Source organism: Natrialba sp. SSL1 (genome assembly GCF_001861355.1).
Classification (GTDB): Archaea; Halobacteriota; Halobacteria; order Halobacteriales; family Natrialbaceae; genus Natrialba.
On record NZ_MASN01000060.1, the window covers coordinates 89,389 to 112,643 of the forward strand.

The window sequence follows — 23,255 nt, forward strand, 5'->3', positions numbered from 1 at the left end:
TTCGGCGATCAGTGTGTAAATAGTTGCAGTTGTTACTATAAACAGCGAAACGAAGATAGCGCAACGAGGACGGCCCACGGCTCACCCTCAACGATCATCGACGGTCAGACAGAGCCAGTGAGCATAAAGTAGACGAACGTAAAGAAGGCGAACCAGAGCAGCGTTCTGAGGAAGAGTTTGCTATAGATGTCCTTGATCGGCGCCATCGCGTGGAACTGCCGCTCGGCGCGAAACAGTCGTTGCAGTGGCGTCTCATCTCGATCGCTCATGGCAGTACGTGAGCGATAGGCACGGTCGATAGTTACCTGTTCCGGAGGCGACTGCCGCAGTTCGGTACTCGAGACGACCGAACCTAATCAAACCTAACTCAATCAAACCAAGCCCAACCCACCCGACCCAGCGGTAACCTTCTTACCGCGAGCCGACACACAGTGGCGTATGAGCACGATCTTCACCCAGATCGTCGAGGGAGAGATTCCCGCCCGAATCGTGTACGAAGACGAAACTACGGTCGCCTTCCTCGACGCAAATCCGCTGGCACCGGGGCACACGCTCGTGATCCCGAAGGACGAGTACGAGCGGCTGAACGACGTTCCGGCGGATGTCGCGACGGATCTCTACGACACGATCCACCGAATGGTCCCCGCCGTCGAGGACGCCGTCAACGCCGACGCGACGACCGTCGCGTTCAACAACGGCGAGGTGGCCGGCCAGGAGGTTCCCCACGTCCACTGTCACATCGTCCCGCGCTTCGAGGGCGACGGTGGCGGCCCTATCCACGCTGTCGCGGGCGAGGCACCCGATCTGGACGACGACGAACTCGACGCGATTGCGGCGGATATCGAGTCCGAGGCCTGAATCCGGGTCAACCCACCTGAACAGGAGCCACCGTACCAAGAGTCGCGTGAACAGGAGTCACGTGAACAGAAGCGGGACACTACAACCGACCACCCCTACGTACCCAGCGCCCGTGACCCTTTTCTCACTCCAGCGTAACTCTCGGCACAGATGAGCACCCTCGACCGGCTTCGGACTCGCATCGGCGAGTTGCCGATCTCAATTCCGGCGGTACTCGAGTTAGCCAGCGTCTGCATCTGTATCGGGTTGTTCGTGGGGACGTTCGTGGCGCTTGCGAGTGGGATTCCGGGGGCAGAGAGTGGTGCGGCTGGGGCGGGTGGAGCAGCTGACGCGGCGGGCGCGGGCGATACAATCGGCGGGAGCGGCGGAGCAGAGCTGCTGTGGCTCGGGATCATCGCCGTTGGCGCTGCGTTCGTGGTCTTCTGGACGGCGCTGGTTCCGGTTGTTGAGCGGGTGTACTACTAACTCCTGAACGGTGGGTTTTGGTAAATCGCCATACGGTACCGAGTTGAGCCGGCACAACGAGGGAGGTGAAGCTGAAAACGGCGGATGGTTCACGTCCAAAATTTCCCGCTTCACCGGGACGGTCGTGTCGTTGGCTCGACCATCCTGCAGACGGTCACTCTTGAGCACCTCTCTCACCCCACTTCGAGCGAAGCGCCGGGGGAACCAGCCACGCGGCGAATCCGTCGGGATCGGCCGCTCGTTCGGCTCGGTGTTGGGCCCACTCGAGGACGGTCAAGAGAAGGAAGAACCCGCCGATGAGCGTCGCCAGCCCGATTCGGTCCGCAGCCGACTGTGACGCCACCGCCAACGTGAACAGACCGACGATGACGAACGTCAGGAACAACCCGATTACCCCGGGAACGAGCACCAGGAGCAGGCGAACCGGATACTCAAGGACCGTTACGGGAGACAGGTCCGTATATCGACGTGGACGGAAGTAGTTCCGGTAGACGTAGATGAGATGGGAGCCGACGATCGTCAGCGCGGTTCCGAACACGGCTGGCTCTCGAAACGCCGAGAGCCACGCCGGGAAGGTGTCGTGTGCCTCGTGTCCGCCGACGAGTGTGTCACCGATTGCGACGAAGAGAAAGCCGGCGACCAGCAACGACGGCACGATCACGCGGAGACTCCGCAGATAGACCGGCGGTAACGGTCCAGGGAGCGGAACCGTTGGCAGGGAACTCAGATAGCCGTCGTCGGACCCGACGACGACAGGGGTGACGTCCCGATCCTCGGTCTGCATCTCCTGCTGAGCAAACAGCGCACAGCCACAGTAGACGACGACCAGCGTTAGTATCTCGAACAGGTACAGTACGAAGACGAGCGTATGCAACAGGTCGAACCAGACGATCCCCACGATCGGCAACGCGTTCCCGACGAGTATTGGAGCGAACTCCCGAAGATCATCCTCGTTCGCTCGTCGCCCGTCGATCATCGCTCAGTCGAGCGGAGGGACGATCGTCATATCAACCTTCCGAACGATAGTCGAAACACGATCTACCGAGCGACTGGATGTGGATAATCAGCGGAGGACCCTCTGGGGAAGGATCGCCTTCGGACACGGTTGGCAGCAATGACGCGAGAAGATGAGTGAAGAAGACGTGAGACCGCTCATCAAGTATTGTAAGTACCGTTCCACCGATCACGCGCATAACGCACGGATCGATGTAACTCGAACATGCTGTGGGCTAGGCAAACCCGACGACCAATGGCGATTCACCACGACCGGGCGATTAGAAGAGGCCGAGCACGCCGAACAGCAGATCACCGTAGAGCACCGCGAGCAGCATGCCGAGGAAGATGGGCACCAGAAACGGCGTCCCGGGTGAGATCCAGACTGTCTCCTTCGTGGTGATCGTCTCGAGTCCGGCGCGCAGTTGCTCGGGCGTCGTGCCGTAGGCTGTCCCCTCGATGTCCTCGAGGAACGCGTCGGCTCCCCAGGGGTCGTCCGTGGTCGTTTCGGGCGGTACGTCTTCGATCGGCTCGGACGGCTCGCTTTCGGTTACGATGTCGTCTTCGTTCTCAGATACCGCCGCACTGACACCGCCGTCCGTTTCGACCGTAACGGCACCGTCAGTCGGCGGATTCGGCTCCGCGGGAAGCGTCGCGGGGTCGCGATAGTGCTCGGGGTCCGCGCGGAGTTCCTCGAGTGTGCACCCTCGCCAGCGGAGGTACATCCGCAGAGCGTCGAGGTCGAGTCCGCGGCTGGTGGTGCCGTTTGGCTCCTCCATCAGCCAGCCGGGCGTTTCGGGGAGCCGTTCCCAGGAAATCGGCCAGCCGAGGAACATCTCCCGTCGAATCCGACCCGATGCGGCGTTTCGGACCGCCAGCAGGAACGGAATCGCGAGCGCGACGATGACGGCGTTCGTCAGGATCGTGAACGAGAACGTGCCGATCGGTGTCTCCACGAGCGGGAACGCCCACGAGCCGATGGTGTACGACGGCAGCGTCGGGAACAACAGGGCGAGCACGAGCAACGCCTTCGCGTCGGCACCGCCGAAGCCGCCGAACCACCAGAAGAGGTACGCGATCGGGACGACAAGCCCCAGGCTCACCGTCGCCGGCACGACGAACTCGTAACTGAACTGGTGGGACCAGCCGACGGGGCCCGCGTGCCAGGCGAGCCAGCCGTCCCAGACGAGTAAGATCGCGCCGAGAACGGTGAGCGGAATCCAGACGGTACTCGAGACGCGCCTCGTTTTGATGTCGCGAACGGCGGTCCAGGCGAAGACGGGGATGGCGAGGAGCCGGAGGAGGTCGGGCCCCGTCGCCGAGATGAACGCGAGTGACACGGTCGTGGTGGGTGTGGACGGCGCGGTACCGTTATGGTTTCGGCCTCCGGCAGGCACAGTGGTGTTCACTGGGGTCACGACTGGACGGGCCGCGAGCGTGCGTTAGCCGCCAGCGTGTCACGTCAACGGTCTCGGCAAGACGGACGAAGTGCAGAAGGATTTTCACTGCTGCGTTCACAGTGGCGATAGATGAGTTACGTCCGCATCGCCGTCCTGAACGCGGCTCACGAGGACGCGAACACGACGCGAAATTTCCGGCGCGAACTCGACGCCTCCCTGGCCGAGTTCGACGTTACGGACGGCGAGCTCCCGACGCACTTCGAGTTCGACGCACTCGTCGTCACTGGCTCGCGATCGTCTGTGTATTGGGATGAAGAGTGGATCGACGCTACGAAGGAGTGGGTGAGCGAGGCGCTCAGTCGAGACCTGCCTGCGCTTGGCATCTGTTGGGGGCACCAGCTACTGGCCGACGTGCTCGGCGGTACCGTCGAGGATATGGGGTCCTACGAGGTGGGCTACAGCGAAATCGAACACCACGGCGACTCGCGGCTGTTTGAGGGCATTTCCCAGTCGTTCACGGCCTTCACCAGCCACGCCGACGAGGTCTCGGCACTCCCACCCGGCGCGACGCCGCTCGCCGAGAATCACTACTCGAATCACGGCTTCCGAAAGGACCGCGTCTTCGGCGTCCAGTTCCACCCCGAGTACGACCAGAAAACCGCTCGCGAACTCGTCCAGCGCAAGGATATAGATGAGGACCGGCGCGACGCTGTCCTCGCGGAGATCACCGACGAGAACTACGCGGCCGCCTGCGAGGCGAAACTCGTCTTCGAGAACTTCCTCGAGTACGTCCACGAGCTGACTACTGAAGAATCACAGACAGCGAGTGCAACGAACGACGATGGAAACAGCTCAGAACCGGTCGGACACTCCGACTAACCACCAGCTCACACGGAGCAGTCCGCCACGACCAAGAGAGGCGACGACAGCGTGAGCGACTAACGACGAAGCTGCCGCCACCACTGTTTGATCCGGCGACGAATTCGAATTACTCGAGTACGTCCACGTCCGTTCCCAATCATCCACCGTTTGAGGACTGATCCGCTGTCCGCTGTGCTGTCTCCCGGAGTTCCATCCTCGTCCCCGTCTTCCGCCGCCTCCTGCTGCGCCTCGAGAAGCCGCTCGTACTGCGTGATGAGCTCCTGTTGCTGGTCGGTGCGCGACTCGAGTTCGGTCTGCAGTGCAGCGATCTGTGCGCGGAGGCGAGTGCGTTCGAGCCGGACGGGCGTCGGTCGCGTTGCGCTCGTTCCGGCGAATTTTGCAGCGATCGGTGACGAAGCCTGTGCAGAGGGGTGGGGGAGGGTGTCTGTGCGGGCGGTGCGAGTAGCTCCCGTGGCGTCGGTTTCAGTGTCGGTGTCCGTGTGGGTGGGGGAATCAGTATCAGTATCAGAATCGGTATCGGTAGCCGCCTCAGCGACGGCGGTGGTCTCCGAATTACACGTAAAACTAACGACGACTGATCGATCACGGGCACGAGAGCCGGCGTGGGGGTCGGACTGGGAGTCGGAACGGTGCTCGACGGACATGGGCGACACACACCTACATCGGACGCCTACAAAAGCGTCAGTCAGTCGGGCGTCAGACAGGTTTAACGGCCTTCGACTTCGAGCGCCGTTGATCGAGCGGGCGATGTTCGATTCAGTGGGACGCGCGCGTCCCCCTCGAATCAACCGCGTCGAGAAATCCGACTCAGAGGTGGTCGAGAACGCCCGCAGTCTCGGCCGGCACCGGCTCTGGCTCGCGACCCGCAGCGGCCGCCGCGTCGGGGTCCTTGAGCAGGTGGCCCGTCGTCAGGCAGGCGACGCGTTCGTCTTCGGTGACGATACCCTCATTCCGGAGCTTTCGCAGTCCCGCGACGGAGGCTGCAGAGGCCGGCTCGACGCCGATCCCCTCGCCTGCGAGGTCGCGCTGGGCCTCGGTGATCTCCTCGTCGGTAACCGAAATCGCGGTGCCGCCGGTTTCCCGAATCCCCGGCAGCGCCTTCGGCGCGTTGACCGGGTTCCCGATTCGGATCGCCGTCGCGCGCGTCTCCACGTCGTCCCAGCGGCGGACCTCGTCCGCGCCGTTCTCGATCGCTTCGACCATCGGGGCCGCGCCCTCGGCTTGCACGCCGACCAGCTTCGGAACGTCGTCCGTATCGAGTGCCCCCGCCTGCACGAGTTCGCGGAAGGCCTTGTACAGCGCCGACGTGTTGCCGGCGTTTCCGACCGGGAGCACGATCCGGTCCGGAACAGTGTCGTAGTCCGCGAGGAAGCCCTCCAGAATCTCGAGCCCGATGGTCTTCTGGCCCTCGAGTCGGAACGGGTTCAGCGAGTTTAGCAGATAGGCCTCCCCTTGCCCAGCTAACTCCTGGACGATGTCGAGGCAAGCGTCGAAGTTGCCGTCGACCTCCAGAATGCGTGCGCCGTGGAGGCTTGCCTGGGCGACCTTTCCGGCGGCGACCTTGCCCGCGGGGAGGAGCACCAGCGTCTCCATCCCGCCGCGGGAGCCGTAGGCTGCAAGCGCGGCGCTCGTGTTGCCCGTCGAGGCGCAGGCCAGCCGATCGACGCCGAGTTTCCTCGCGGCGGCGACGCCGACGGTCATCCCGCGGTCCTTGAACGACCCCGTCGGGTTCATCCCCTCGTGTTTGATCCGCAGCGCCTCGAGTCCCAGGTCAGCTTCAAGGCTGGGAACTTCGTACAGCGGCGTCGCACCCTCCTGGATCGAGACGCCCGACGGGAGCGGGAGCGCGTCGGCGTAGCGCCAGACGCCCTGGTCGGGGTCTTCGGCGTCCGCGAAGTCCTCGAACGTCGGCAGGTCGTCGTAACGCACCTCGAGCAGGCCGTCGCACTCGTCGCAGGTGTAGCGGACGTCCGCGAACGGCGCGAACGTCTCGCCGCACGCGATGCACTCGAGCCAGACACCGTCCGCGGCGTCGGCGGGCGCTGCCGGCTGGTCGGCAGAGAGACTGAGACTCATTATCGTTCTGTCCGTCGGGAAGGGGGCGACCGGCAAAAAGGGCGTGGATACGGCAGATACCCGCGGAGTAGCGCTGCTCGCGGATCGCTGTCTCCGAAAATGGTCGCCCGTGCCACTCGTGTGGCGACGGCGATCGTGCGCTGTACCGCTGTCGTGCCCGAATCTGTGAGCAATCCCCCTACATCAGGATGAGTCCCATCAACATCGCGGGACCGATCAGCATGATGAACACTGCGAGTAGCAGTTTGAATGACATGCTGATCAAACGTGATACCGTTCCAATACATAACGATTTCTGATCGTTCACGACGGTGGCAGCGGCATCGAGCAGGAAATACCGTATTGTGGCAGGAAAATCAGCAGTTGACTCGAGTTGGGTCGGGATCTGGAGTGGTGCTACTCGAGTAGCCAGTGCAACAGCGCCTTCTGGGCGTGCAGGCGATTTTCAGCCTGATCGAAGACGATCGACTGGTCGCTCTCGATTGCCTCGTCTGTGATCTCCTCGCCGCGGTGGGCCGGCAGACAGTGCATCACCGACGCGTCGGGGGCGTGTGCGAGCAGGTCCGAACAGACCTGGAAACCCTCGAAGGCGTCCATACGAACGTCGCGTTCGTCCTCCTGGCCCATGCTGATCCAGACGTCGGTGTAGATGATGTCGGCGTCCGTGACCGCCTCGACGGGGTCGTGCGTGACCGTCGGGTCGCCGCCGAGTTCTTGCGCCCGGTCGATGACTGCGTCGTCCATGCCGTAGCCCTCTGGCGTCGCGACGGTGACGTCTATGTCGGTCATCGCAGCGCCGATGACGAACGACTGGCCGACGTTGTTGCCGTCGCCGACCCAGGCCACCGAGACGTCCTCGAAGCCGCCCATCTCCTCGCGAATCGTCAGCAGATCCGCGAGCGTCTGGCAGGGGTGGGCGTCGTCGGTGAGCCCGTTGATGATCGGGACCGACGAGTACTCCGCGAGTACCTCGATGTTCTCGTGTTTGAACACGCGCGCCATCACGGCGTCGACGTACCGCGAGAGCGTGCGCGAGGTGTCCTTCAGCGGCTCGCCGCGGCCGAGCTGGATGTCGTCCTCGCCGAGGAAGACGGCGTGCCCGCCGAGTTGCGTCATTCCCGTCTCGAAGGAGACGCGCGTGCGTGTACTCGGCTTCTGGAAGATCATCCCGAGCGTCTGGCCGGAGAGTGCCTCGTGGGCCGTCCCCTCCTGCTGGGCTCGCTTGAACTCCGCCGCTCGAACGAGAACCGTGAGCAGTTCCTCGTGCGAGAGGTCGTCGATCTCGAGGAAGTGCCTCGGCTGCGATGCGTCCGTCTGCGAGTCGGGGATGTTCGAATCCGTGTCTGTATCCGTATCCGTATCTGTGTCTGTCTCTGTATCTGCGTCTATCATCAGTCCTCACCTCCAGTAAGCGTCATCGCGACGCGGCTCAGCACCGCGACGGACCGGTCGAACTCGGCGAGCGAGAGGCGCTCGTCGGGCGCGTGATCGAGGTCGGAGTTGCCGGGGCCGTAGGTCGCCATCGGACACTCCCACGCGCCGGCGTACAGATTCATGTCGCTGGTCCCGGTCTTGCGCAGAAGCCGTGGCTCGCCGTCCTCGTTGCGGATCGCCGCGCGGAACGCGCGAGCGACCTCGGTGCGCGGGCTCTCCATCACCGGCGGAATCGGTTCGGCCCACGAGACGGTGCCGCACTCGAGTTCGGCCTCTGCAGTCTCGCGGACGGTCTCGATGTCGAGCGCGGGCGGGACCCGAAGCTGGGCGTCGAGGGTGACCTCGACGGAGAGGCCGTCGTCGGTGACGCCGCCGTCGATGGCGACGGGTTTTGTGGTGACGCGCTCGAAGACCGGCACTTCGCCGGCTTTGCCGGCTTCGTCTCGTCGGTCCGATGGACCGACGCCATCATCACTGTCGAACGCCGATTCGACGCGCGTCCACCAGTTCGTCGCGTGCTGAATCGCGTTCGGTTCGGGATGAGAGGTGTGGCCGGACTCGCTGGTCGCGACGTAGGTTCCCGAGAGGAAGCCGCGGTAGCCAAGCGTGATGCCCGTCGTTCCGCTCGGTTCGCCGTTGACGACGGCGTCAGGTGCCTCGCGGTCCGCGACGAGGTGGCGTGCGCCGCGCGAGTTGGTCTCTTCGCCGACGACGCCGACGAACGAGACGCCGGTGCGAACCGCGGCTGCGGCCATGGCGGCCAGCGGCCCCGTTGCGTCGACGCTGCCGCGGCCCCAGAGGATATCTTCGCCGGTCTCCTCGGCAACCTCAGCCTCGACGTCGGCCTCGTCCGCGGGCTCGACTTCGACCGGAATCTCACCGGGCACGGTGTCGATGTGCGAGGTGAGCAACACCGAGTCGTCAGCCGGTGCGCGCACGTTGCCGACGTCGTCGAGCCAGACCTCGCGGTCGTAGGTTTCGAAGAACTCGACGAGGCACTCAGCGGCCGCACGCTCCTCGTCCGAGGGTGACGGCGTCGAAACGAGGTCGATCAGCAGTTGGCGGGCGTCGTCGGTCGAGACGGCCGTAGCGTCGGTGTCGGTGTCGGCGTCGGCATCTGAGTCAGCGTCGGTATCGCAATCCGTCATCGTCGAACTCATGACTCCGCCTGCGCCTCTGCTTCGGGCGCGAGCACGTCCGCGAGTGCCGTCACAACCTGGTCTCCGGCCGCCTCGTCGATCACGAGCGGCGGCAGCAGGCGAACGACCGAACGCCCGGCCGGCAGCGCGAGAATCTGGTGCTCGAGTGCGAGGTCGCGAAGCACGCCGTTCGCCCCGCGTTTCACCTCGACACCGAGCATGAGGCCCTCGCCGCGAACGTCCCGAATCGGCACGTCGAGCGCAGCGAGCTCGTCCTGCAGGTAACCGCCGATTTCGGCGGCGTTCCCCGGCAGATCCTCCTCGACAACTACGTCGAGGGTGGCGTTCGCTGCAGCCGAAACGAGGGGGTTGCCCGAGAACGTCGAGCCGTGTGGGCCCGCCGACTCGGCGATCCAGTCCGCACAGAGCGTCGCACCCATCGGAAGCCCGCTCGCGATGCCCTTCGCGGTCGTCAGGATGTCGGGCGTCACGCCGGAGCCCTCGCAGGCCCAGAACTCGCCCGTACGGCCGATTCCGGTCTGGATTTCGTCGAAGATCAGCGCGGTGTCGGTCGCCTCGGTGACCTCGCGCGCCGTCTCGAGGTAATCCTGTGGCGCAGGGTGAATCCCACCCTCGCCCTGGATCGGTTCGAGGATCACCGCCGCGGTGTCGTCGGCGACGGCGGACTCGAGTTCCACTGCATCACCGTAGGTGACGAACTCGACGTGCTCCTCGAGCAACGGCTCGAAGGACTTCTTGTACTTGGGTTTCCAGGTCGCAGAGAGCGTTCCCGCGGTGCGGCCGTGGAAGGCGCGCTTGGCGGCAACGATTTTCGTGCCGTCGGTGGCGCTCCGGGCGAACTTCAGCGCGGCCTCGTTGGCCTCGGTGCCGGAGTTACAGAGCCAGACGTTTTCGATGCCGTCGGGTGCGAGCGCCCCCAGTTTCTCGTGGAGATCAGCACGCGCCTGAACGGGATAGGAACCCTGCACGTACAGCAGGTCGCCGGCCTGCTCCTGGACTGCCTCGACCACGTCCGGATGGCAGTGGCCGGTCGGTGTACAGGCGTAGCTCGCGCCGAAATCCAGATATTCCGTGCCGTTCTCGGCGGTGAGCGTCGCGCCCTCGCCGGTTGCGATGCTGATCGGTTTTTCGGAGAAGACGAATCCGCTCATTGTGTTGCCTCCGTTGCTGTCGTGTCCGCATCGGCTGTCTCGGTGTCACCGAGCACGCCGGGCTCGAGTGTCGTTCCCTCGCCTGCGAGCGCACTCGTGATCGGGTCGTCCGCGTTCGCCGACGCGACCGTGACCGAGGTCGCACCGCCTTCCAGAGCCTCCTCGGCGGCCATGACCTTCTTCGTCATGAACCCCTCCGCGGCTGTCTTGACGGTCTCGAACGCTTCGGGCGTCGCAGCTGCGTCTATCTTCGTCGACTCGTCGTCGGGGTCCTCGTAGATGCCCGAGACGTCCGTCAGGACGACCAGGTGGGCCTCGAGTGCCCCCGCAATTGCGGCGGCCGCGCGGTCCGCGTCGGCGTTAACAGCCGTGTACCCACCGTCTCGCGAGCCCTGCTCGCTCGAGTTATCCGCGGAACGTCGTTCCGCGCTCTCTTTTTCGCGTCCGAGAACAGGAACCGAGACGACCGGCGTATAGCCGCCCGCGAGGATCGTCTCGAGTAGGTCCGCGTTCACGGACTCGATCGTGCCCGAGTGATCGCCACGCAAAATCTTCTTCCTTCCGTCCTCCTTGACGCGAACCGCGGACTTGCGCTTGCCCTCGAGCAGTTTGCCGTCAGTGCCCGAGAGACCCACGGCGTTCACGCCCTCGTTGTGCAGACTCTCGACCAGATCGGTGTTGAGCTTGCCGGGCATGACCATCTTGAAGACGTTCATGGTGTCTTCGTCCGTAAAGCGGCCGACGACGCCACCGGGCGTCTCGACGTAGGTTGGGTCCTGGCCGAGGTCCTCGAGTGTCTCGTCGACGGCGGTCGACCCGCCGTGGGTGAGGACGACGTCCTCCCCGTCTTCGACGAGAGAGGCGACATCCGCGAGCGCACCTTCGGGGTCGACGGCGCGTGCGCCGCCGATCTTGACAACGACCGTCATCTCAGGGCGCCCCCACGGGATGCAGTCCCGTGAACTCGAGTCCGGCCGTTTCCTCGAAGCCGAGGGCGACGTTCGCGGCGTGGACCGCCTGCCCCGCCGAGCCCTTCATCATGTTGTCGATCGCCGAGAAGACGACGACGCGCTTGTTCGACGGATCGAGTTCGAAGCCGACCTCCGCGAGGTTCGTCCCCGCGACGGACTTGGGCTCCGGATAGCGGTAGACGCCGGAGCCGCCCGCGGCCATGCGGACGAACGGCTCGTCCTCGTAGCAGCCGCGGTACGCCTTCCAGAGGTCACCCTTCGAGACGGGCGAACTGGGGAAGACGTGACTCGTCGCGCTCGCGCCGCGGACCATGTCCACGGCGTGGCAGGTGAACGCCACCGAAGTGCCGAGGAACTGCTCGATTTCGGCCTCGTGGCGGTGGCCCATCGGCGCGTAGGGGCGGACAACACCCGAACGCTCAGGGTGGCTCGAAGCCTCGCCCCCGCCCGCGCCGCCCTCGGAGGAGCCGACCTTCACGTCGACGACGATCTGCTCCCCGCCCTCCAGAATGTCGTGCTCGAACAGCGGGTACAGCCCGAGGATGGTGGCGGTGGCGTTACAACCGCCGCCCGCGATGAGTTCGGCCCCCGCGAGGTTCTCGCGGTTGATTTCGGGCAGTGCGTACTCCGCTTTCTCCAGGTACTCCGGCGCGTCGTGGCCGTCGTACCACTCGACGTACTGCTCTTCGGTGTCGAGGCGGAAGTCCGCCGAGAGATCCACAACCGTATCCGCGACCTCGAAGAAGTCGTCTACCTGCCCCATCGAGACGCCGTGTGGCGTCGCGGCGAACAGAACGTCGACGCTCTCCAGGTCCTCGGGTTCGGTAAAGCGCAGGTCCGTCCCGCGAAGTGGCGGGTGGACGGAGCCGACGCTCTTGCCGGCCTTCGAGCGGCTGGTGACCTCCGCGATCTCGAAGTTCGGGTGACCGGCGAGCAACCGCAGGAGTTCGCCGCCGGTGAAGCCGCTGCCGCCGATGACGGTCGCGGTGACGGTCTCGGCGGACGCGTCTGCGCTTGCATCGACGTCGGTGCCGACCGCCATCAGAACGTCACCTCGAGTTCGGTCCCGCTAGCGTCTGCCTTCTGGGCTTTCTCCTCGAGCCAGTCGACAACAGTGCCGGCGACGTCGGTTTCGACGGCGTCGTTGAGCGCCTTGAACTCGACGGTATGGTTGACCTCGTGGACGGTATACCCATCTGCGGTTTCCATGAGGTCTACACCGAGCAGGCCGCCGCCGACCGCATCGCTGGCCTTCTGCACGAGTTTCTTCGCCTCGTCGTCGAGTTCGAAGACATCAGTCTCGGCCCCTTTCGCGGCGTTCGTGATCCAGTGATCCGACGAGCGAACCATCGCCGCGACGGGCTCACCGTCGACCGCGAGCACACGGATGTCGCGACCTGGTTTCTCGACGAACTCCTGCACGTAGAACACCTTGTGCTCGTAGTGACCGAGCGTCGCCTTGTGCTCGAGAATCGCCTCCGCAGCGTCGGGCGAGTCGATCTTGGCCATCAGGCGACCCCACGATCCCACGACGGGTTTGAGGACGCAGGGGTAGCCGAACTCCTCGATGGCCTCCATGGCCGTTTCCTTCGTGAAGGCGACCTTCGTTTCGGGCGTGGGCACGCCGGCCTTCTCGAGTGCGAGACTGTTCTTGACCTTGTCCGCGCAAACGTCCGCGGTCTCGTGGCTGTTGACCACGGGGATGCCGTACGCGTCGAAGAACTGCGTCGCGTACAGACTGCGGCTCGTGGCGAGACAGCGGTCGACGACGATATCGAGGTCCGCGAACTCGTCCGCGGCCTCGCTAATGTCGAACGACTGTTTGCGGACGTCAATCTTGGTGACCTCGTGGCCGCGCTCGCGAAGCTCGGTCAGGAGGAGCTTTTCGTCCTTGCGGATCCGGGAGTAGAGGATTCCTATTTGCAAGGTCACTCACCCCAGTCCTCTTCGAGCTCCGGGGCTCGCTCGAGGACTGGCGGCGCGGTGTCGACGACTTCCAGCTCGGCTCCGCAGGTCGTACAGTCAACAATCTCTCCAGCTTCCAGATCGTCGTGCAGGGAGACTTCCGCCCCACACTCGACGCATTCTGTCATTGTATCTTGACCTGGGAACCAGACACCCTTAAATCCACCGAATATAACAGAGTAATTATATAACCATACACTACGCTAACGGCACCAAAGTACTATTTTCCCGCATATTTTGTTCTGTGTGTCACAGATGTTATGTATTGTCCCCGGACGGGGACGGCAGTCGCGGCAGTCGCGGCAGTCGCGACACTCGCAGTGATCGCACCAGCCACGACTCCGACCAGAACACTAGCCACTCAGACATAGTCGTTCACCTCCTCGCGCAGCGCCGCGTGCGCCGCATCGAGCTCATCCACGAGCTCCGTATGCACCGTCTCGTCGGACCCGATTGCATCGCGAGCGTACTCGAGTTGATCTGCCACCGCATCGGGTGCCGGCCCGCCCTGGGAGTCGCGGCTCGCGACGCTCTGGGCGGGGTCGAGCGCGTCGGTGACGGCGTCGGGGTCGACGTAGGTTGCGAGCGGTTCGCCGAGGACGTCCTCGGCGGCGGCGTCGAGTGCGTCGTAGTCGGCTCCTTGTTCCGCCGCTTGGTTCACGGTGTTACCGTTCGCCTGTTCCGCGGCGCGTTGCGCCGCGCTCGCGACTAGCTCGTGTGCGGTACGGAACGGAATCCCGTTCGCAGCGAGCAGGTCCGCAACGCCGGTCGCCGTCGAGAAGCCCGCGCCGGCCTCCGCTTCGAGCGCCTCCTCGTTCCAGTCGGCTGTCGCAACCGCGCCCGCGGCGACCTCGCTGGCCTCGGTCACCGAGTCGACGGCGTCCCAGGCGTGTGTCGTCGCGCGCTGCAGGTCGCGGTTGTACGCGCGGGGCAGTCCCTTGAGCGTCGTCGTCAATCCCTGAACGTTCCCGGCCGCGTCGCCCGCGACCGCGCGGACGAGTTCGAGCGTGTCGGGGTTCTTCTTCTGGGGCATGATCGACGACGTCGAGGAGTAGTCGTCCGCGAGGTCGACGAAGCCGCGGTTCGCGAAGATAATGAGGTCCTCCGCGATGCCGGACAGCGTCGTCGCATGCGTCGACAGCGCCTGCGTCGTCTCGAGCAGGAAGTCCCGACTCGAGGAGGCGTCCATCGAGTTCTCGATGACGCTGTCGAACCCGAGTAGATCGGCTGTGTACTCGCGGTCGATATCGAACGTGGTGCCCGCGAACGCCGCGCCGCCGAGTGGCGACTGGTTGAGACGCGCGTAGGCGTCGAGCAGGCGTTCGGTGTCGCGGCGGACGGCACCCTCGTAGGAGAGTGCCCAGTGGGCGACCGTCGTCGGCTGGGCGGGCTGAAGGTGCGTGTAGCCCGGCATCACCGTCTCTGTGTGTTCGCTCGCAACCTCCGCGAGCGACTCACGAAGTGCGAGCGTTGTCTCGATGGCGTCCAGCACGTCCTCGCGCAGGCGGTAGCGAATGCAGGTCGCGACCTCGTCGTTGCGCGAGCGCGCGGTGTGCATCTTGCCGCCTTCCTCGCCGACCTGGTCGATGACGGCCGTCTCGATGGCTTCGTGGACGTCCTCGCCGTCGGGGAGCGAGCCGTGGCCCTCAACCTCGATCGCGTCGAGCGCGGTCAGGATCTCGCCTGCCGTTTCGTCGTCGACGATATCCTGCACCGCGAGCATGAGGACGTGTGCGCGATCGATTTCGAGGTCAGCCTCGAAGATCCGTTCGTCGGCCGCAAGCGAGGAGAGGAAGCTCCGGGCGGGGCCGCCGCTGAAGCGGTCTCGCCGGACGACGCCCGATGCGTCGCCGCCGATGTCGCCGCCATCAGTTCTGCCAGCATCGCCGTGAGCACTCTCCTCGGTCATGACTACTCCTCGCCTCCGTCCGTTGCGAGTTCGACCTCCGTCGCGTCCTCACTGTCGTCGGTCGTGACCGAGTTCGCGAGACGGCGCTGGAAGCCGTGGTACTTCGCGACGCCAGTGGCGTCTTCCTGAGCGATCTTGCCGACCGTCTCCGTATCGAAGGAGGCGTGTTCGGCCGAGTACGCGGCGTACTCGCTGTCGCGGCCAACTGGGCGGGCCTTGCCGCCCTCGAAGCGGATCGTGACCGTGCCGGTGACGCGCTGCTGGGTCTCAGTGATGAAGCCCTCGAGTGCACCCACGAGTGGCGCGTCGACGAGGCCCTCGTAGCCCTTCTTCGACCACTTCTGGTCGATCAGCTGCTTGAACTCGCGTTCCTCCTGGGTGAGGACGAGTCCTTCGAGTGCCTCGTGGGCGTTGAGCAGCGTCGTCGCGGCGGGGTGTTCGTAATTTTCACGCACTTTGAGACCGAGCATGCGGTCTTCCATCGAGTCCGTGCGGCCGACGCCGTAGGAGCCGGCGAGCTCGTTTAGGTACTCGATCAGTGCAACGGGCTCGTACTCCTCGCCGTCGATCGCGACGGGGTAGCCCTGCTCGAAGGTGAGCTCGATCTCCTCGGTCTCGCCGGACGGCTCGTCCGTCCAGTTGTAGATTTCAGTCGAGGGAACGTAGCTCGGGTCCTCGAGTTCGTCGCCCTCGACGGAGCGACTCCAGAGGTTGGTGTCGACGGACCAGTCGCCCCCGCTGCCGCCCTCGACGGGGAGCTCTTTCTCTGCGGCGTACTCCTGTTCCCACTCGCGGGTGAGACCGAGTTCACGCACGGGCGCGATGACTTCCAGATCGGAGTCGCGCCAGACGGCCTCGAAACGGAGCTGGTCGTTCCCTTTGCCCGTACAGCCGTGGGCAATGCCGGTACAGTCCTGTTCTTCGGCGACGTCGAGAATCGCCTCGGCGATCACTGGACGCGCGAGCGCCGTCCCGAGCGGGTAGCCCTGGTAGGTCGCGTTCGCGCGGACGCTATCGAAACAGAGGTCGGCGAACTCGTCTTTGGCGTCGACGACGTAGTGGTCGAGATCGAGCGCTTCGGCAGTCTCTTCTGCCTCTTCGAACTCCGAGGCTGGTTGACCGACGTCGACAGTGACGCCGATGACTTCATCGTATCCGTACTCTTCCTCGAGCAGCGGGACGCAAACAGTCGTGTCAAGTCCGCCCGAGAACGCAAGTGCAACGCGTGTCATATCGTATCCGAATCAACCCGATGGACGTACTTAAATTTCACTATCTAAAGTTCTGAAAATTAGTGGTAGAGCGGACGCTAACCAGGAAAATAGGTAATACCTATCGAGTTTGTAAACAGTCGGGGACGGGGGATAAGGGATAGAATGGGCTCAAAGGCCCGGTCGCGGTCGTCGTGGTCGCGGCGAGACAGCCCCGCCGGTCCCGAAGGAAGCGAACGCAGGTGCGGGTCCGGCAGACTGCGTCATTGTACACCTGTACGAACGTGAGTCGTATTAAACCCTCGTGTCGGGCAAATGTTGCACGAACGAGCCGACCGGCGACGATGGCGCTACGGGTAGAGAGAGAGAGAGAGAACGGCTACAGGGACAAAACAGCGAACCGCAACAGGCAAAATACAGCCCTCAATCCCACGTCTCGTCTCTACTCCTCGTCTTCCTCAGGCAACGCCAGCACGTTCTCCCGACCGATCCGGAAGACATCGATCTCGTCGTCCTCGCGCAGACCACCGACGACCTGGCTCGTCTTGGCCTCGGTCCACTCGAGTTCCGAGACGACCTGTTGCTGTTTGATGCGCCCGCCGTGTGTCTCGAGCAGTCGGAGGACGCGCTCTTCGTTGCTCAGTAGTTCGGGTGGTGGGCCGTTTGACACCGCGTCGTTGGGTCCAGTGGTGTCGGCGTTTCCGGCTGCGCCGGCGTCCGTGGCTGGTGCTGGATCAGACGACGCTGGTGGAGGTCCACCAGTGAGGGTGTCAGTATCGGTGGTGTCGTCAGCTGCTCCAGCGGGTGGCGTAGCCGTCTCGCTTCGGCGTTTGTACCACCAACCACCTGCCCCAGCAGCAGCCAGCACACCGAGTGCGATACCGACGATGAGCCACGGCATTGCAGGGCCGTCCTCGGCGTCGGTCGGCTCCGTTTCGTTATCGCCGTTCTCTATCATGACGATCCAGGGCTGGCCCTCCATGAACTCCGTCTCGCCGCCGTTCCAGCGGATCGAGTCCTCACGCGGATCGTCAGGGGCAGGTTCGACATCGTTGATGACGTAGCCCTCCGGGGGGAACACCTGCAGTGAACGCCCTTCGACGAGGGTGAAGTCGACGAGTGCGTCGCCGGCCTCCATCTGATTCAGTTCGACGTAGGCGAACGAGGACCACTCGAAGGAGAAGGTCACGTGACCGAGCTCCTGCGGTGTCGAACTGGTGTCCGTCGTGACGGAGCCACTCGAAATCGACATCTCGCGTTCGGTTTCGTTCTCGCCGTCGGCGCGGATCGAATCCCAGTCCTGGAGTTCGTACTCGACGTACGCCTCGGGATTCGCCTCGACATCCTCTCGGAGCTGTTCCCACTCTTCGGATTCGGCGTCTTCGAACCGGTAGTCGACGGTGAACATCGCCGAGCGGTTCTCGTAGAGCGAGATGCTGATGTGGACGTCGGTTGCGTTGTCGAGTTGGCCGACCTCGGCGGGTTCTGGGACGTCTTCGTCAGCTTCGCCATCGTCGGCGCCGTCATCATCCTCGCCGGTCTCGTCATCGTTTTCCTGTACCAGCAGCTGTCCGTGCTCGGCACCCTGCATCCCGAGCTGGTCGTCGTCGTGTACGCTCTGGAACGCCTGTGTTGTCCCGGAATCAGCATCCGCCACCACAGCGACCGGAACGGACCAGACGACGGCAAGCACACACCCAACGACGATGAGTCCGCACACCAGGGCCCGCAGCCCCCTTCCGTCCATTACCTACAACTGCCGGTGCCGACTAAATAGGTCTTTCCGACCGCGGTAGCGGAGTCCTTTTCAAACTGGTAACCCAAGACGAATGTATGAACGACTCACGCGGCGCGCTCGACGTCGAGACGCTCCTGAAGATCATCCTCGTTCTGGTGGCCGTCCTCCTCGTCATCGAGATCCTCAGCGCGTTGATTAGCGGCATTATCGGCCTGCTGCAGCCGCTAGTCATGCTCGCGATTCTCGTGCTCATCGTGCTGTGGCTGCTCGACCGACTGTAGGAATGTAGCCGCCACCCGCCCGTTTGGCACCAGATCACACAATACAACCGCCAACACAACCCTCAAGCAACTGCCGTAACTACACCCGGCTACTCGCGTGTACAGCGTCAACGTCCCCGTTCCCGGCCGCGTCCGCCAGCTCGCCGACCAGCTCTATCCCAGCCTCGTCGGCTTCGAGACCGTCCGCGAGGATCACTCCTGTCTCCTCAAACGGCTCGGCGAGGCCCCACACGTCTCCCAGCTTCAGCGTCGCGCCCACCGTGCACTCGAGGGCGCGCCCGCCGTCGAGGCTCAGATCACGGGGATCGACTACTTCGAAGACCCGCCACTGGGTTCTGCGCCCGTCGTGTATCTGGCCGTCGAGAGCCCCGGACTCGAGTCGATCCACGGGCAGCTCCTCGCGGAGTTCGACTGCGTCGAGGGACTCGAGGGCGACGACTACGTACCACACGTGACCCTCGCGCGCGGTGGTAACCTCGAGACGGCACAGCAACTGGCCGACCGCGACATCGAACCAGTGACCTGGACAGTGACCGAACTCGAGTTCTGGGACGGTGCGTACAAGCTCCCTGTGAGTCGGGTGTCGTTGCCAGCCTGAGTGGGAGACGGCCAGAAGTTATTCAGCCCTGGTCACGAGTTGCGTGAGTATGAACCGACGGTCTATCCTGGCGCTGTTCGCAACAGTGCCGCTTGCCGGCTGTAGCAGCCTCCTTGGCGGTGGCGTCGACGCGTCGCTCGGCGAGGACGAAATCGTCGAATTCGACTCGGATGCAGGCTCCGAACTGACAGTGAGCGTCGAGGTCGAGGAGGTCTTCCCGCTCGACAACGACTCGGATCTCGAGCGAGAGGGAGTTGGCTTCCGACTCGATCACACCGAGAACGGCATCGTCGAGACGCGCACGATCGAGGACGAGGAGACGTTCGAGGTGACGGTTGAGGACGACGGCACCCACGCTGTCATGCTGATCGGCGGCGAGGGTCACGTCACGATCGAGTGATTGGCGGCGAAGGTCACGTCACGATCGAGTGACCGACCAGCCAGAAACAGTACTGCTCAGGGTGCGGGCGCGTCGCCGTCGTAGCAGTCGTGGTCGCCGTAGAAGTTGAGCATCGCGAACTTGAGTTTTTCCGGGCCGATATCGAGCAGTTCCTCGCGTTCTTCGTGCGGGAAAGTGCTGTTGACGCTGTACTTGCCGAGATCCGACTTTGCTTGCTTCGAGTACCGTCTGTCGAGCAGCGCGCGGACGCCAACGTCCTCGGGCGAGCGGATGACGCGTCCGAGTGCCTGCCTCGTCTTGCGAACGGTCGGAATTTCGACGGCGTAGCGCCAGCCCGTCTCGGTGCCGTCGAACGCCGCGTCGTAGGCCTCCTGGACCGCCTCGGCACGGTCGTCCAGATGCGGGTACGGCACGCCGACGACGAGCACCGTCTGTGCATCGTCGCCGTCGAAGCTCACCCCCTCCGCCAGCGTTCCCCACAGCGAGGTACAGAGAACGGCCCCATCGTCGGCGATGAACTCCTGTCGAAGCTCCTCGACCGACTGTCCCGGTTCGTCGAGATAGACCGTCACGTTCGAGCGGGACTCGAGTCGCTCCGCGTATCGGTTCGCCTCGCCGTAGTTCGGGAAGAAGGCGAGCGTGTTGCCGGGCGTCATGCGGACGGCGTCGTGGATGGTTTCCGTAACGTCCTCCTGCACCGCAGGGTCGTCCCGGTCCGAGGAGAACAGCGGCGGCGTCTCGACGGCGTAGGTTCGGCGATTGTCCGCAGGGAACTGCAGCCCGTAGGCCATCGTCACCGGCGTCTCGAGTCCGAGCACGTCCTCGGTCACGTCGAAGGGTTGCAAGGTCGCGCTCATGAGCACCGTCGCGGAAACCTCCTCGAACAGTTGTCCCGTCACCTGCCGTGGTAGACACGAGTAGATCTCCGCGCGACCGTAGACCTCGTCCGTCCCCGCGTCGCGGGTGACGGAGACGACGGGGTACAGCCCCTCCTTCGAACCCTCGTTCATCCACGCGCTAACGAACGCGGCGGCCTGCAGGGTCTGACACTCCGTTCTGGTCGCGGTTTCTCCCTCGCGGTAGGCCTCCTCGTATTCTGCATCCAGTTCCTGACCGAGTTTCATCGCGGCCTCGAGATCCTCCTGAATGCCGCGACCCTCGTAGCGCTGGAGGAACTCGAGTGTCAGGTCGTCGCGACGGCCCTCGTTCGCGATGGGAACGTCGTCCCAGTTCTCGCCGATGCGTTCGCGCTCGCCGAAGCCGAAGGAGTCCTCGTACGTTTCGACGAGCGCGCGGTGGAACGCGGAGAGGGCGTTGACGGCGTCTTCCGCACGCGGGTCGTCAGCGTCCGCGAGTTCGTCGAGTGCGGACTCGAACGTCCGCTCGGAGCAGGTACGGGTGGCGTGCTCGCGGGCGGCGTCCTCGACGTTGTGGGCCTCGTCGAAGACGGCGATGACGTCCTCGGGATCACGGCCCAGCCAGCGGAAGAACTGCTCTCGAATCGTCGAATCCAGCAGGTGGTGGTAGTTACAGACGACTAGGTCGACGCCCTCGATCCCCTCCTTCAGCAGTTCGTAGCCACAGAGGTGGCGCTGCTCTGCGTACTCGTAGATTTCGTCGGGCGTGCGCACGTCCTCGAAGAGCCAGCCGAAGAACTCGTCGGTGTCTTCGGTCAGGTTGTTCCGGTAGTAGTCACAGACGTTCTGGTCTTCCAGATCGTCGAGGCGCTCCTCGATGGACTCGAGTTCATCCATCACCGCGGAGCGGGCGTCGGCCGCGCCGCCGTCGCCCTGTTGGCTTTCCTCCAGGAGTTCGCGTTGGCGGCGCTCGAGTTGCTGTTTGTCCTGTTCGGCGTCGACGACGGCGCGGGTGTTGTCCCGCAGGGTCTGACACTCCTCGTAGCCGACGTCGATGTGACACATCGAGCCCTTTCCCTTGAAAACGACGGCGCGGATGGGTTCCTCGCGGGTGATCGCGCGTGCCTCGGCGATGAACTGGCGCATCTGCTGGTGGACGTTCGTCGTGATGACGACCGTCTTGTCCTCCTCGCGGGCGACCTCCAGGGCGGGAACGAGCGACGAGAGGGTCTTGCCGGTCCCGCAGGCTCCCTCGAAGAGGACGTTTTGTCCGCGCACGAGCGCGTTGTGGATGCGGTCCATGGCCTCGCGCTGGTTCTCGTACGGCTGATCGTACGGGAAAAAGCGCATGTACCCGGCTGTCTCGGACACGATACGTGATTGGTTCCCGCTCCGATAAAAGGATTCGTCTCAGCCAGGGACGGCTATCGGTCACACCACACGAGAAGACAAGAAAATGGTAGCACCCACCACAGCCAGCACCTGCGCGCTACAGCGCCATGTACGTCCCACCCTTCGAGTCGACCATGTCCATTCCCGGATACCGATCCAGTGACACCGCAGAGTTCGCACTCGAGTTCGGCGGCGCTCGCGCGGCCGTCGTCGCGAGTGATGTACCGGACGGGTTTGGCGTCGACGACAGCGTGCGCCGCTCGCCGACGGACATCCCTGCAGACGCGCTCGCGGAACCGGTCGAACTGGTCGGACTGGACGGCCTTGCCGGGGTGAGTGCGATGCGGCTCGAAGTCGACTACGACCCGAAAGGATTGCCGCCGGGTGCGAGTCCGATGGACGTGGCCGTTGCCGTGGAGACAGAGGCGGGCTGGGAGACGCTCGATTCCACCGTTGATCTGGCGGCAACGACGGTGACAGCGGTGCTGAACGAGCGGCCGCCGGGGTCGACGATCGTGGCGGTGTACGACGACGGCGACGGCGGGCGCTAAGTCGTGAGCGAGCGCGCACACCAAGGAGCCGGCAGGCCCAGCGGAGTCGAACGGACTCAACGGAGTCGAAAGGAACGTCCCGCGTGCGGGTGAAAGTGCAGCCATGATCGCGATTTTTTCGGACACGCACAGCAACAGCGGCCACGAACTAACCGACGAGGCGCTGCGCGCAGCGCGCGAGGCAGACACCGTCATCCACGCCGGTGACTTCACGAGCACGGTCGCACTCGAGTCGTTCCAGCGCGAGTGTGACACCCTCTTTGCAGTACACGGCAACGCGGACAGCGCCGCGGTTCGCGATCGGCTCCCAACGGCACGCGTCGTCGAGACAGGCGGCGTCCGGTTCGCCGTCACCCACCGCCGCGACGGCGGCGAGATGGGACTCGCGATGTTCGGCCGCTCGCGCGACGCCGACGTCGTCGTCTCGGGCCACACCCACCGACCGACGGTGATCGAAACCGAGGACTGTCTGCTGCTCAATCCTGGCAGTCACGCCCAGCCCCGTGGGAATCGGCCGGGGTTCGTCGTCCTCGAGGAGACGGACAACGGTGACGATGGCGGTGACGGCGACGGCGACGACCCAAAACTCACCGGCGAACTACGCCAACCAGACGGAACGGTACTCGAGTCGATCGTCGTCTCGCCGTAGTGCAGTAGCAGCGACGACGATACTAGTCAGGGGACACTCGACGTGGAGACGTACGTGTGAGTGCGAGGACGAATAGGCACGGTGGAGGACGGCGAGTGCGCCAGCGGGGTGGCGACCGGTGATAGGTGGTGGATGGGGGAGGGCAGTGGGGGGAGGCAGCGAGTGACCAGCGGGGAATGGGCGGGCAACCGATGGTCAGGGGATGTGAGGGGGGCGATCGTGGGGGGATGATCGGATCGTCCTCGAGTACACGACGCCGAGCCGTTGGCGGCGTGATCGAGGCGCATCTACACCAATGGCCGGTAGTTAGTTAT

At 64.3% G+C, this 23,255-nt stretch carries 24 protein-coding genes and 1 pseudogene; 9 read left to right on the plus strand and 16 right to left on the minus strand.

Annotated elements, in window-relative coordinates; translation table 11 throughout:
* Positions 1 to 104: 104 nt before the first annotated feature.
* A complete protein-coding gene (locus BBD46_RS22830; protein WP_171908253.1) occupies positions 105 to 269 on the minus strand; it encodes a hypothetical protein in 165 nt (54 codons plus the stop codon).
* A 169-nt stretch (positions 270 to 438) separates the two neighbouring features.
* Here BBD46_RS22830 and BBD46_RS19410 point away from each other — a divergent pair, with 169 nt between their 5' ends.
* Positions 439 to 858 (plus strand): HIT family protein, encoded by a 420-nt coding sequence (locus BBD46_RS19410; protein ID WP_071403316.1) that lies wholly within the window; start codon positions 439 to 441, stop codon positions 856 to 858.
* A gap of 150 nt (positions 859 to 1,008) precedes the next feature.
* On the plus strand, positions 1,009 to 1,323 hold the full coding sequence (locus BBD46_RS19415) for a hypothetical protein (RefSeq protein WP_071403317.1): 315 nt from the start codon (positions 1,009 to 1,011) through the stop codon (positions 1,321 to 1,323).
* Positions 1,324 to 1,477: 154 nt separating this feature from the next.
* Here the strand turns inward: BBD46_RS19415 and BBD46_RS19420 are convergent, their stop codons facing one another.
* Positions 1,478 to 2,299 (minus strand): DUF6498-containing protein, encoded by an 822-nt coding sequence (locus tag BBD46_RS19420; protein WP_071403318.1) that lies wholly within the window; start codon positions 2,297 to 2,299, stop codon positions 1,478 to 1,480.
* Between the two features lie 142 nt (positions 2,300 to 2,441).
* On the opposite strand from BBD46_RS19420, the pseudogene BBD46_RS22400 reads away from it, so the two are divergent.
* Positions 2,442 to 2,540 (plus strand): annotated as a pseudogene (locus tag BBD46_RS22400) (IS5/IS1182 family transposase); the annotation flags it as partial.
* A gap of 57 nt (positions 2,541 to 2,597) precedes the next feature.
* Here the strand turns inward: BBD46_RS22400 and BBD46_RS19425 are convergent.
* Positions 2,598 to 3,656 (minus strand): A24 family peptidase C-terminal domain-containing protein, encoded by a 1,059-nt coding sequence (locus BBD46_RS19425; RefSeq protein WP_071403319.1) that lies wholly within the window; start codon positions 3,654 to 3,656, stop codon positions 2,598 to 2,600.
* 189 nt (positions 3,657 to 3,845) lie between these two features.
* On the opposite strand from BBD46_RS19425, the gene BBD46_RS19430 reads away from it, so the two are divergent.
* Positions 3,846 to 4,595, plus strand: a complete 750-nt coding sequence (locus tag BBD46_RS19430) for a type 1 glutamine amidotransferase (protein ID WP_071403320.1) — start codon at positions 3,846 to 3,848, stop codon at positions 4,593 to 4,595.
* A 59-nt stretch (positions 4,596 to 4,654) separates the two neighbouring features.
* Here the strand turns inward: BBD46_RS19430 and BBD46_RS19435 are convergent, their stop codons facing one another.
* The 12 genes from BBD46_RS19435 to BBD46_RS19490 form a co-directional block, all read right to left on the minus strand.
* Positions 4,655 to 5,242, minus strand: coding sequence for a hypothetical protein (locus tag BBD46_RS19435; RefSeq protein ID WP_071403321.1), 588 nt, complete (start codon positions 5,240 to 5,242; stop codon positions 4,655 to 4,657).
* A 163-nt stretch (positions 5,243 to 5,405) separates the two neighbouring features.
* A complete protein-coding gene (gene thrC, locus BBD46_RS19440) occupies positions 5,406 to 6,674 on the minus strand; it encodes a threonine synthase (protein ID WP_071403322.1) in 1,269 nt (422 codons plus the stop codon).
* Between the two features lie 396 nt (positions 6,675 to 7,070).
* Entirely contained in the window at positions 7,071 to 8,066 is a 996-nt protein-coding gene (gene argF, locus BBD46_RS19445; RefSeq protein WP_071403323.1) for an ornithine carbamoyltransferase, read from the minus strand.
* A complete protein-coding gene (locus BBD46_RS19450) occupies positions 8,066 to 9,268 on the minus strand; it encodes a [LysW]-lysine hydrolase (RefSeq protein ID WP_071403324.1) in 1,203 nt (400 codons plus the stop codon). Before BBD46_RS19450 ends, argF begins: the two co-directional genes overlap by 1 nt.
* Positions 9,265 to 10,419, minus strand: a complete 1,155-nt coding sequence (locus BBD46_RS19455) for an aspartate aminotransferase family protein (protein ID WP_071403325.1) — start codon at positions 10,417 to 10,419, stop codon at positions 9,265 to 9,267. Before BBD46_RS19455 ends, BBD46_RS19450 begins: the two co-directional genes overlap by 4 nt.
* Complete coding sequence (locus BBD46_RS19460; RefSeq protein ID WP_071403326.1) at positions 10,416 to 11,348, minus strand: acetylglutamate/acetylaminoadipate kinase; 933 nt, start codon at positions 11,346 to 11,348, stop codon at positions 10,416 to 10,418. The genes BBD46_RS19455 and BBD46_RS19460 overlap by 4 nt, the downstream gene beginning before the upstream one ends.
* Before the next feature lies 1 nt (position 11,349).
* Positions 11,350 to 12,432 carry an N-acetyl-gamma-glutamyl-phosphate reductase gene (gene argC, locus BBD46_RS19465; protein WP_071403327.1) on the minus strand — a complete coding sequence of 361 codons (1,083 nt, stop codon included), beginning with the start codon at positions 12,430 to 12,432 and terminating at the stop codon, positions 11,350 to 11,352.
* Positions 12,432 to 13,322, minus strand: a complete 891-nt coding sequence (gene lysX, locus BBD46_RS19470; RefSeq protein ID WP_071403328.1) for a lysine biosynthesis protein LysX — start codon at positions 13,320 to 13,322, stop codon at positions 12,432 to 12,434. Before lysX ends, argC begins: the two co-directional genes overlap by 1 nt.
* Complete coding sequence (gene lysW / locus BBD46_RS19475; RefSeq protein ID WP_006653246.1) at positions 13,319 to 13,483, minus strand: lysine biosynthesis protein LysW; 165 nt, start codon at positions 13,481 to 13,483, stop codon at positions 13,319 to 13,321. The genes lysX and lysW overlap by 4 nt, the downstream gene beginning before the upstream one ends.
* A gap of 233 nt (positions 13,484 to 13,716) precedes the next feature.
* On the minus strand, positions 13,717 to 15,264 hold the full coding sequence (argH, locus tag BBD46_RS19480) for an argininosuccinate lyase (protein WP_071403329.1): 1,548 nt from the start codon (positions 15,262 to 15,264) through the stop codon (positions 13,717 to 13,719).
* Positions 15,265 to 15,266: 2 nt separating this feature from the next.
* Positions 15,267 to 16,496 carry an argininosuccinate synthase gene (locus tag BBD46_RS19485; protein ID WP_071403330.1) on the minus strand — a complete coding sequence of 410 codons (1,230 nt, stop codon included), beginning with the start codon at positions 16,494 to 16,496 and terminating at the stop codon, positions 15,267 to 15,269.
* A gap of 421 nt (positions 16,497 to 16,917) precedes the next feature.
* The gene (locus BBD46_RS19490; RefSeq protein WP_071403331.1) at positions 16,918 to 18,222 is read right to left on the minus strand and encodes a helix-turn-helix transcriptional regulator; all 1,305 of its coding nucleotides are present in this window, start codon (positions 18,220 to 18,222) and stop codon (positions 16,918 to 16,920) included.
* 86 nt (positions 18,223 to 18,308) lie between these two features.
* Between BBD46_RS19490 and BBD46_RS19495 the strand changes: the two genes are divergently transcribed.
* The 3 genes from BBD46_RS19495 (at position 18,309) to BBD46_RS19505 (ending at position 19,492) form a co-directional block, all read left to right on the plus strand.
* Positions 18,309 to 18,494 carry a DUF7554 family protein gene (locus BBD46_RS19495; protein ID WP_071403332.1) on the plus strand — a complete coding sequence of 62 codons (186 nt, stop codon included), beginning with the start codon at positions 18,309 to 18,311 and terminating at the stop codon, positions 18,492 to 18,494.
* Positions 18,495 to 18,591: 97 nt separating this feature from the next.
* Positions 18,592 to 19,092, plus strand: a complete 501-nt coding sequence (locus tag BBD46_RS19500; RefSeq protein WP_071403333.1) for a 2'-5' RNA ligase family protein — start codon at positions 18,592 to 18,594, stop codon at positions 19,090 to 19,092.
* 49 nt (positions 19,093 to 19,141) lie between these two features.
* The gene (locus BBD46_RS19505) at positions 19,142 to 19,492 is read left to right on the plus strand and encodes a hypothetical protein (RefSeq protein ID WP_071403334.1); all 351 of its coding nucleotides are present in this window, start codon (positions 19,142 to 19,144) and stop codon (positions 19,490 to 19,492) included.
* Between the two features lie 56 nt (positions 19,493 to 19,548).
* Here BBD46_RS19505 and BBD46_RS19510 read toward each other — a convergent pair whose 3' ends face one another.
* Positions 19,549 to 21,699 (minus strand): ATP-dependent DNA helicase, encoded by a 2,151-nt coding sequence (locus tag BBD46_RS19510; RefSeq protein ID WP_071403644.1) that lies wholly within the window; start codon positions 21,697 to 21,699, stop codon positions 19,549 to 19,551.
* A 176-nt stretch (positions 21,700 to 21,875) separates the two neighbouring features.
* On the opposite strand from BBD46_RS19510, the gene BBD46_RS19515 reads away from it, so the two are divergent.
* Together BBD46_RS19515 and BBD46_RS19520 are read left to right on the plus strand one after the other, a co-directional pair.
* Positions 21,876 to 22,292: a hypothetical protein gene (locus BBD46_RS19515; protein WP_253184609.1), complete on the plus strand. Its 417-nt coding sequence runs from the start codon at positions 21,876 to 21,878 to the stop codon at positions 22,290 to 22,292.
* 103 nt (positions 22,293 to 22,395) lie between these two features.
* Positions 22,396 to 22,941, plus strand: coding sequence for a metallophosphoesterase (locus tag BBD46_RS19520; protein WP_071403336.1), 546 nt, complete (start codon positions 22,396 to 22,398; stop codon positions 22,939 to 22,941).
* Positions 22,942 to 23,255: the final 314 nt, after the last annotated feature.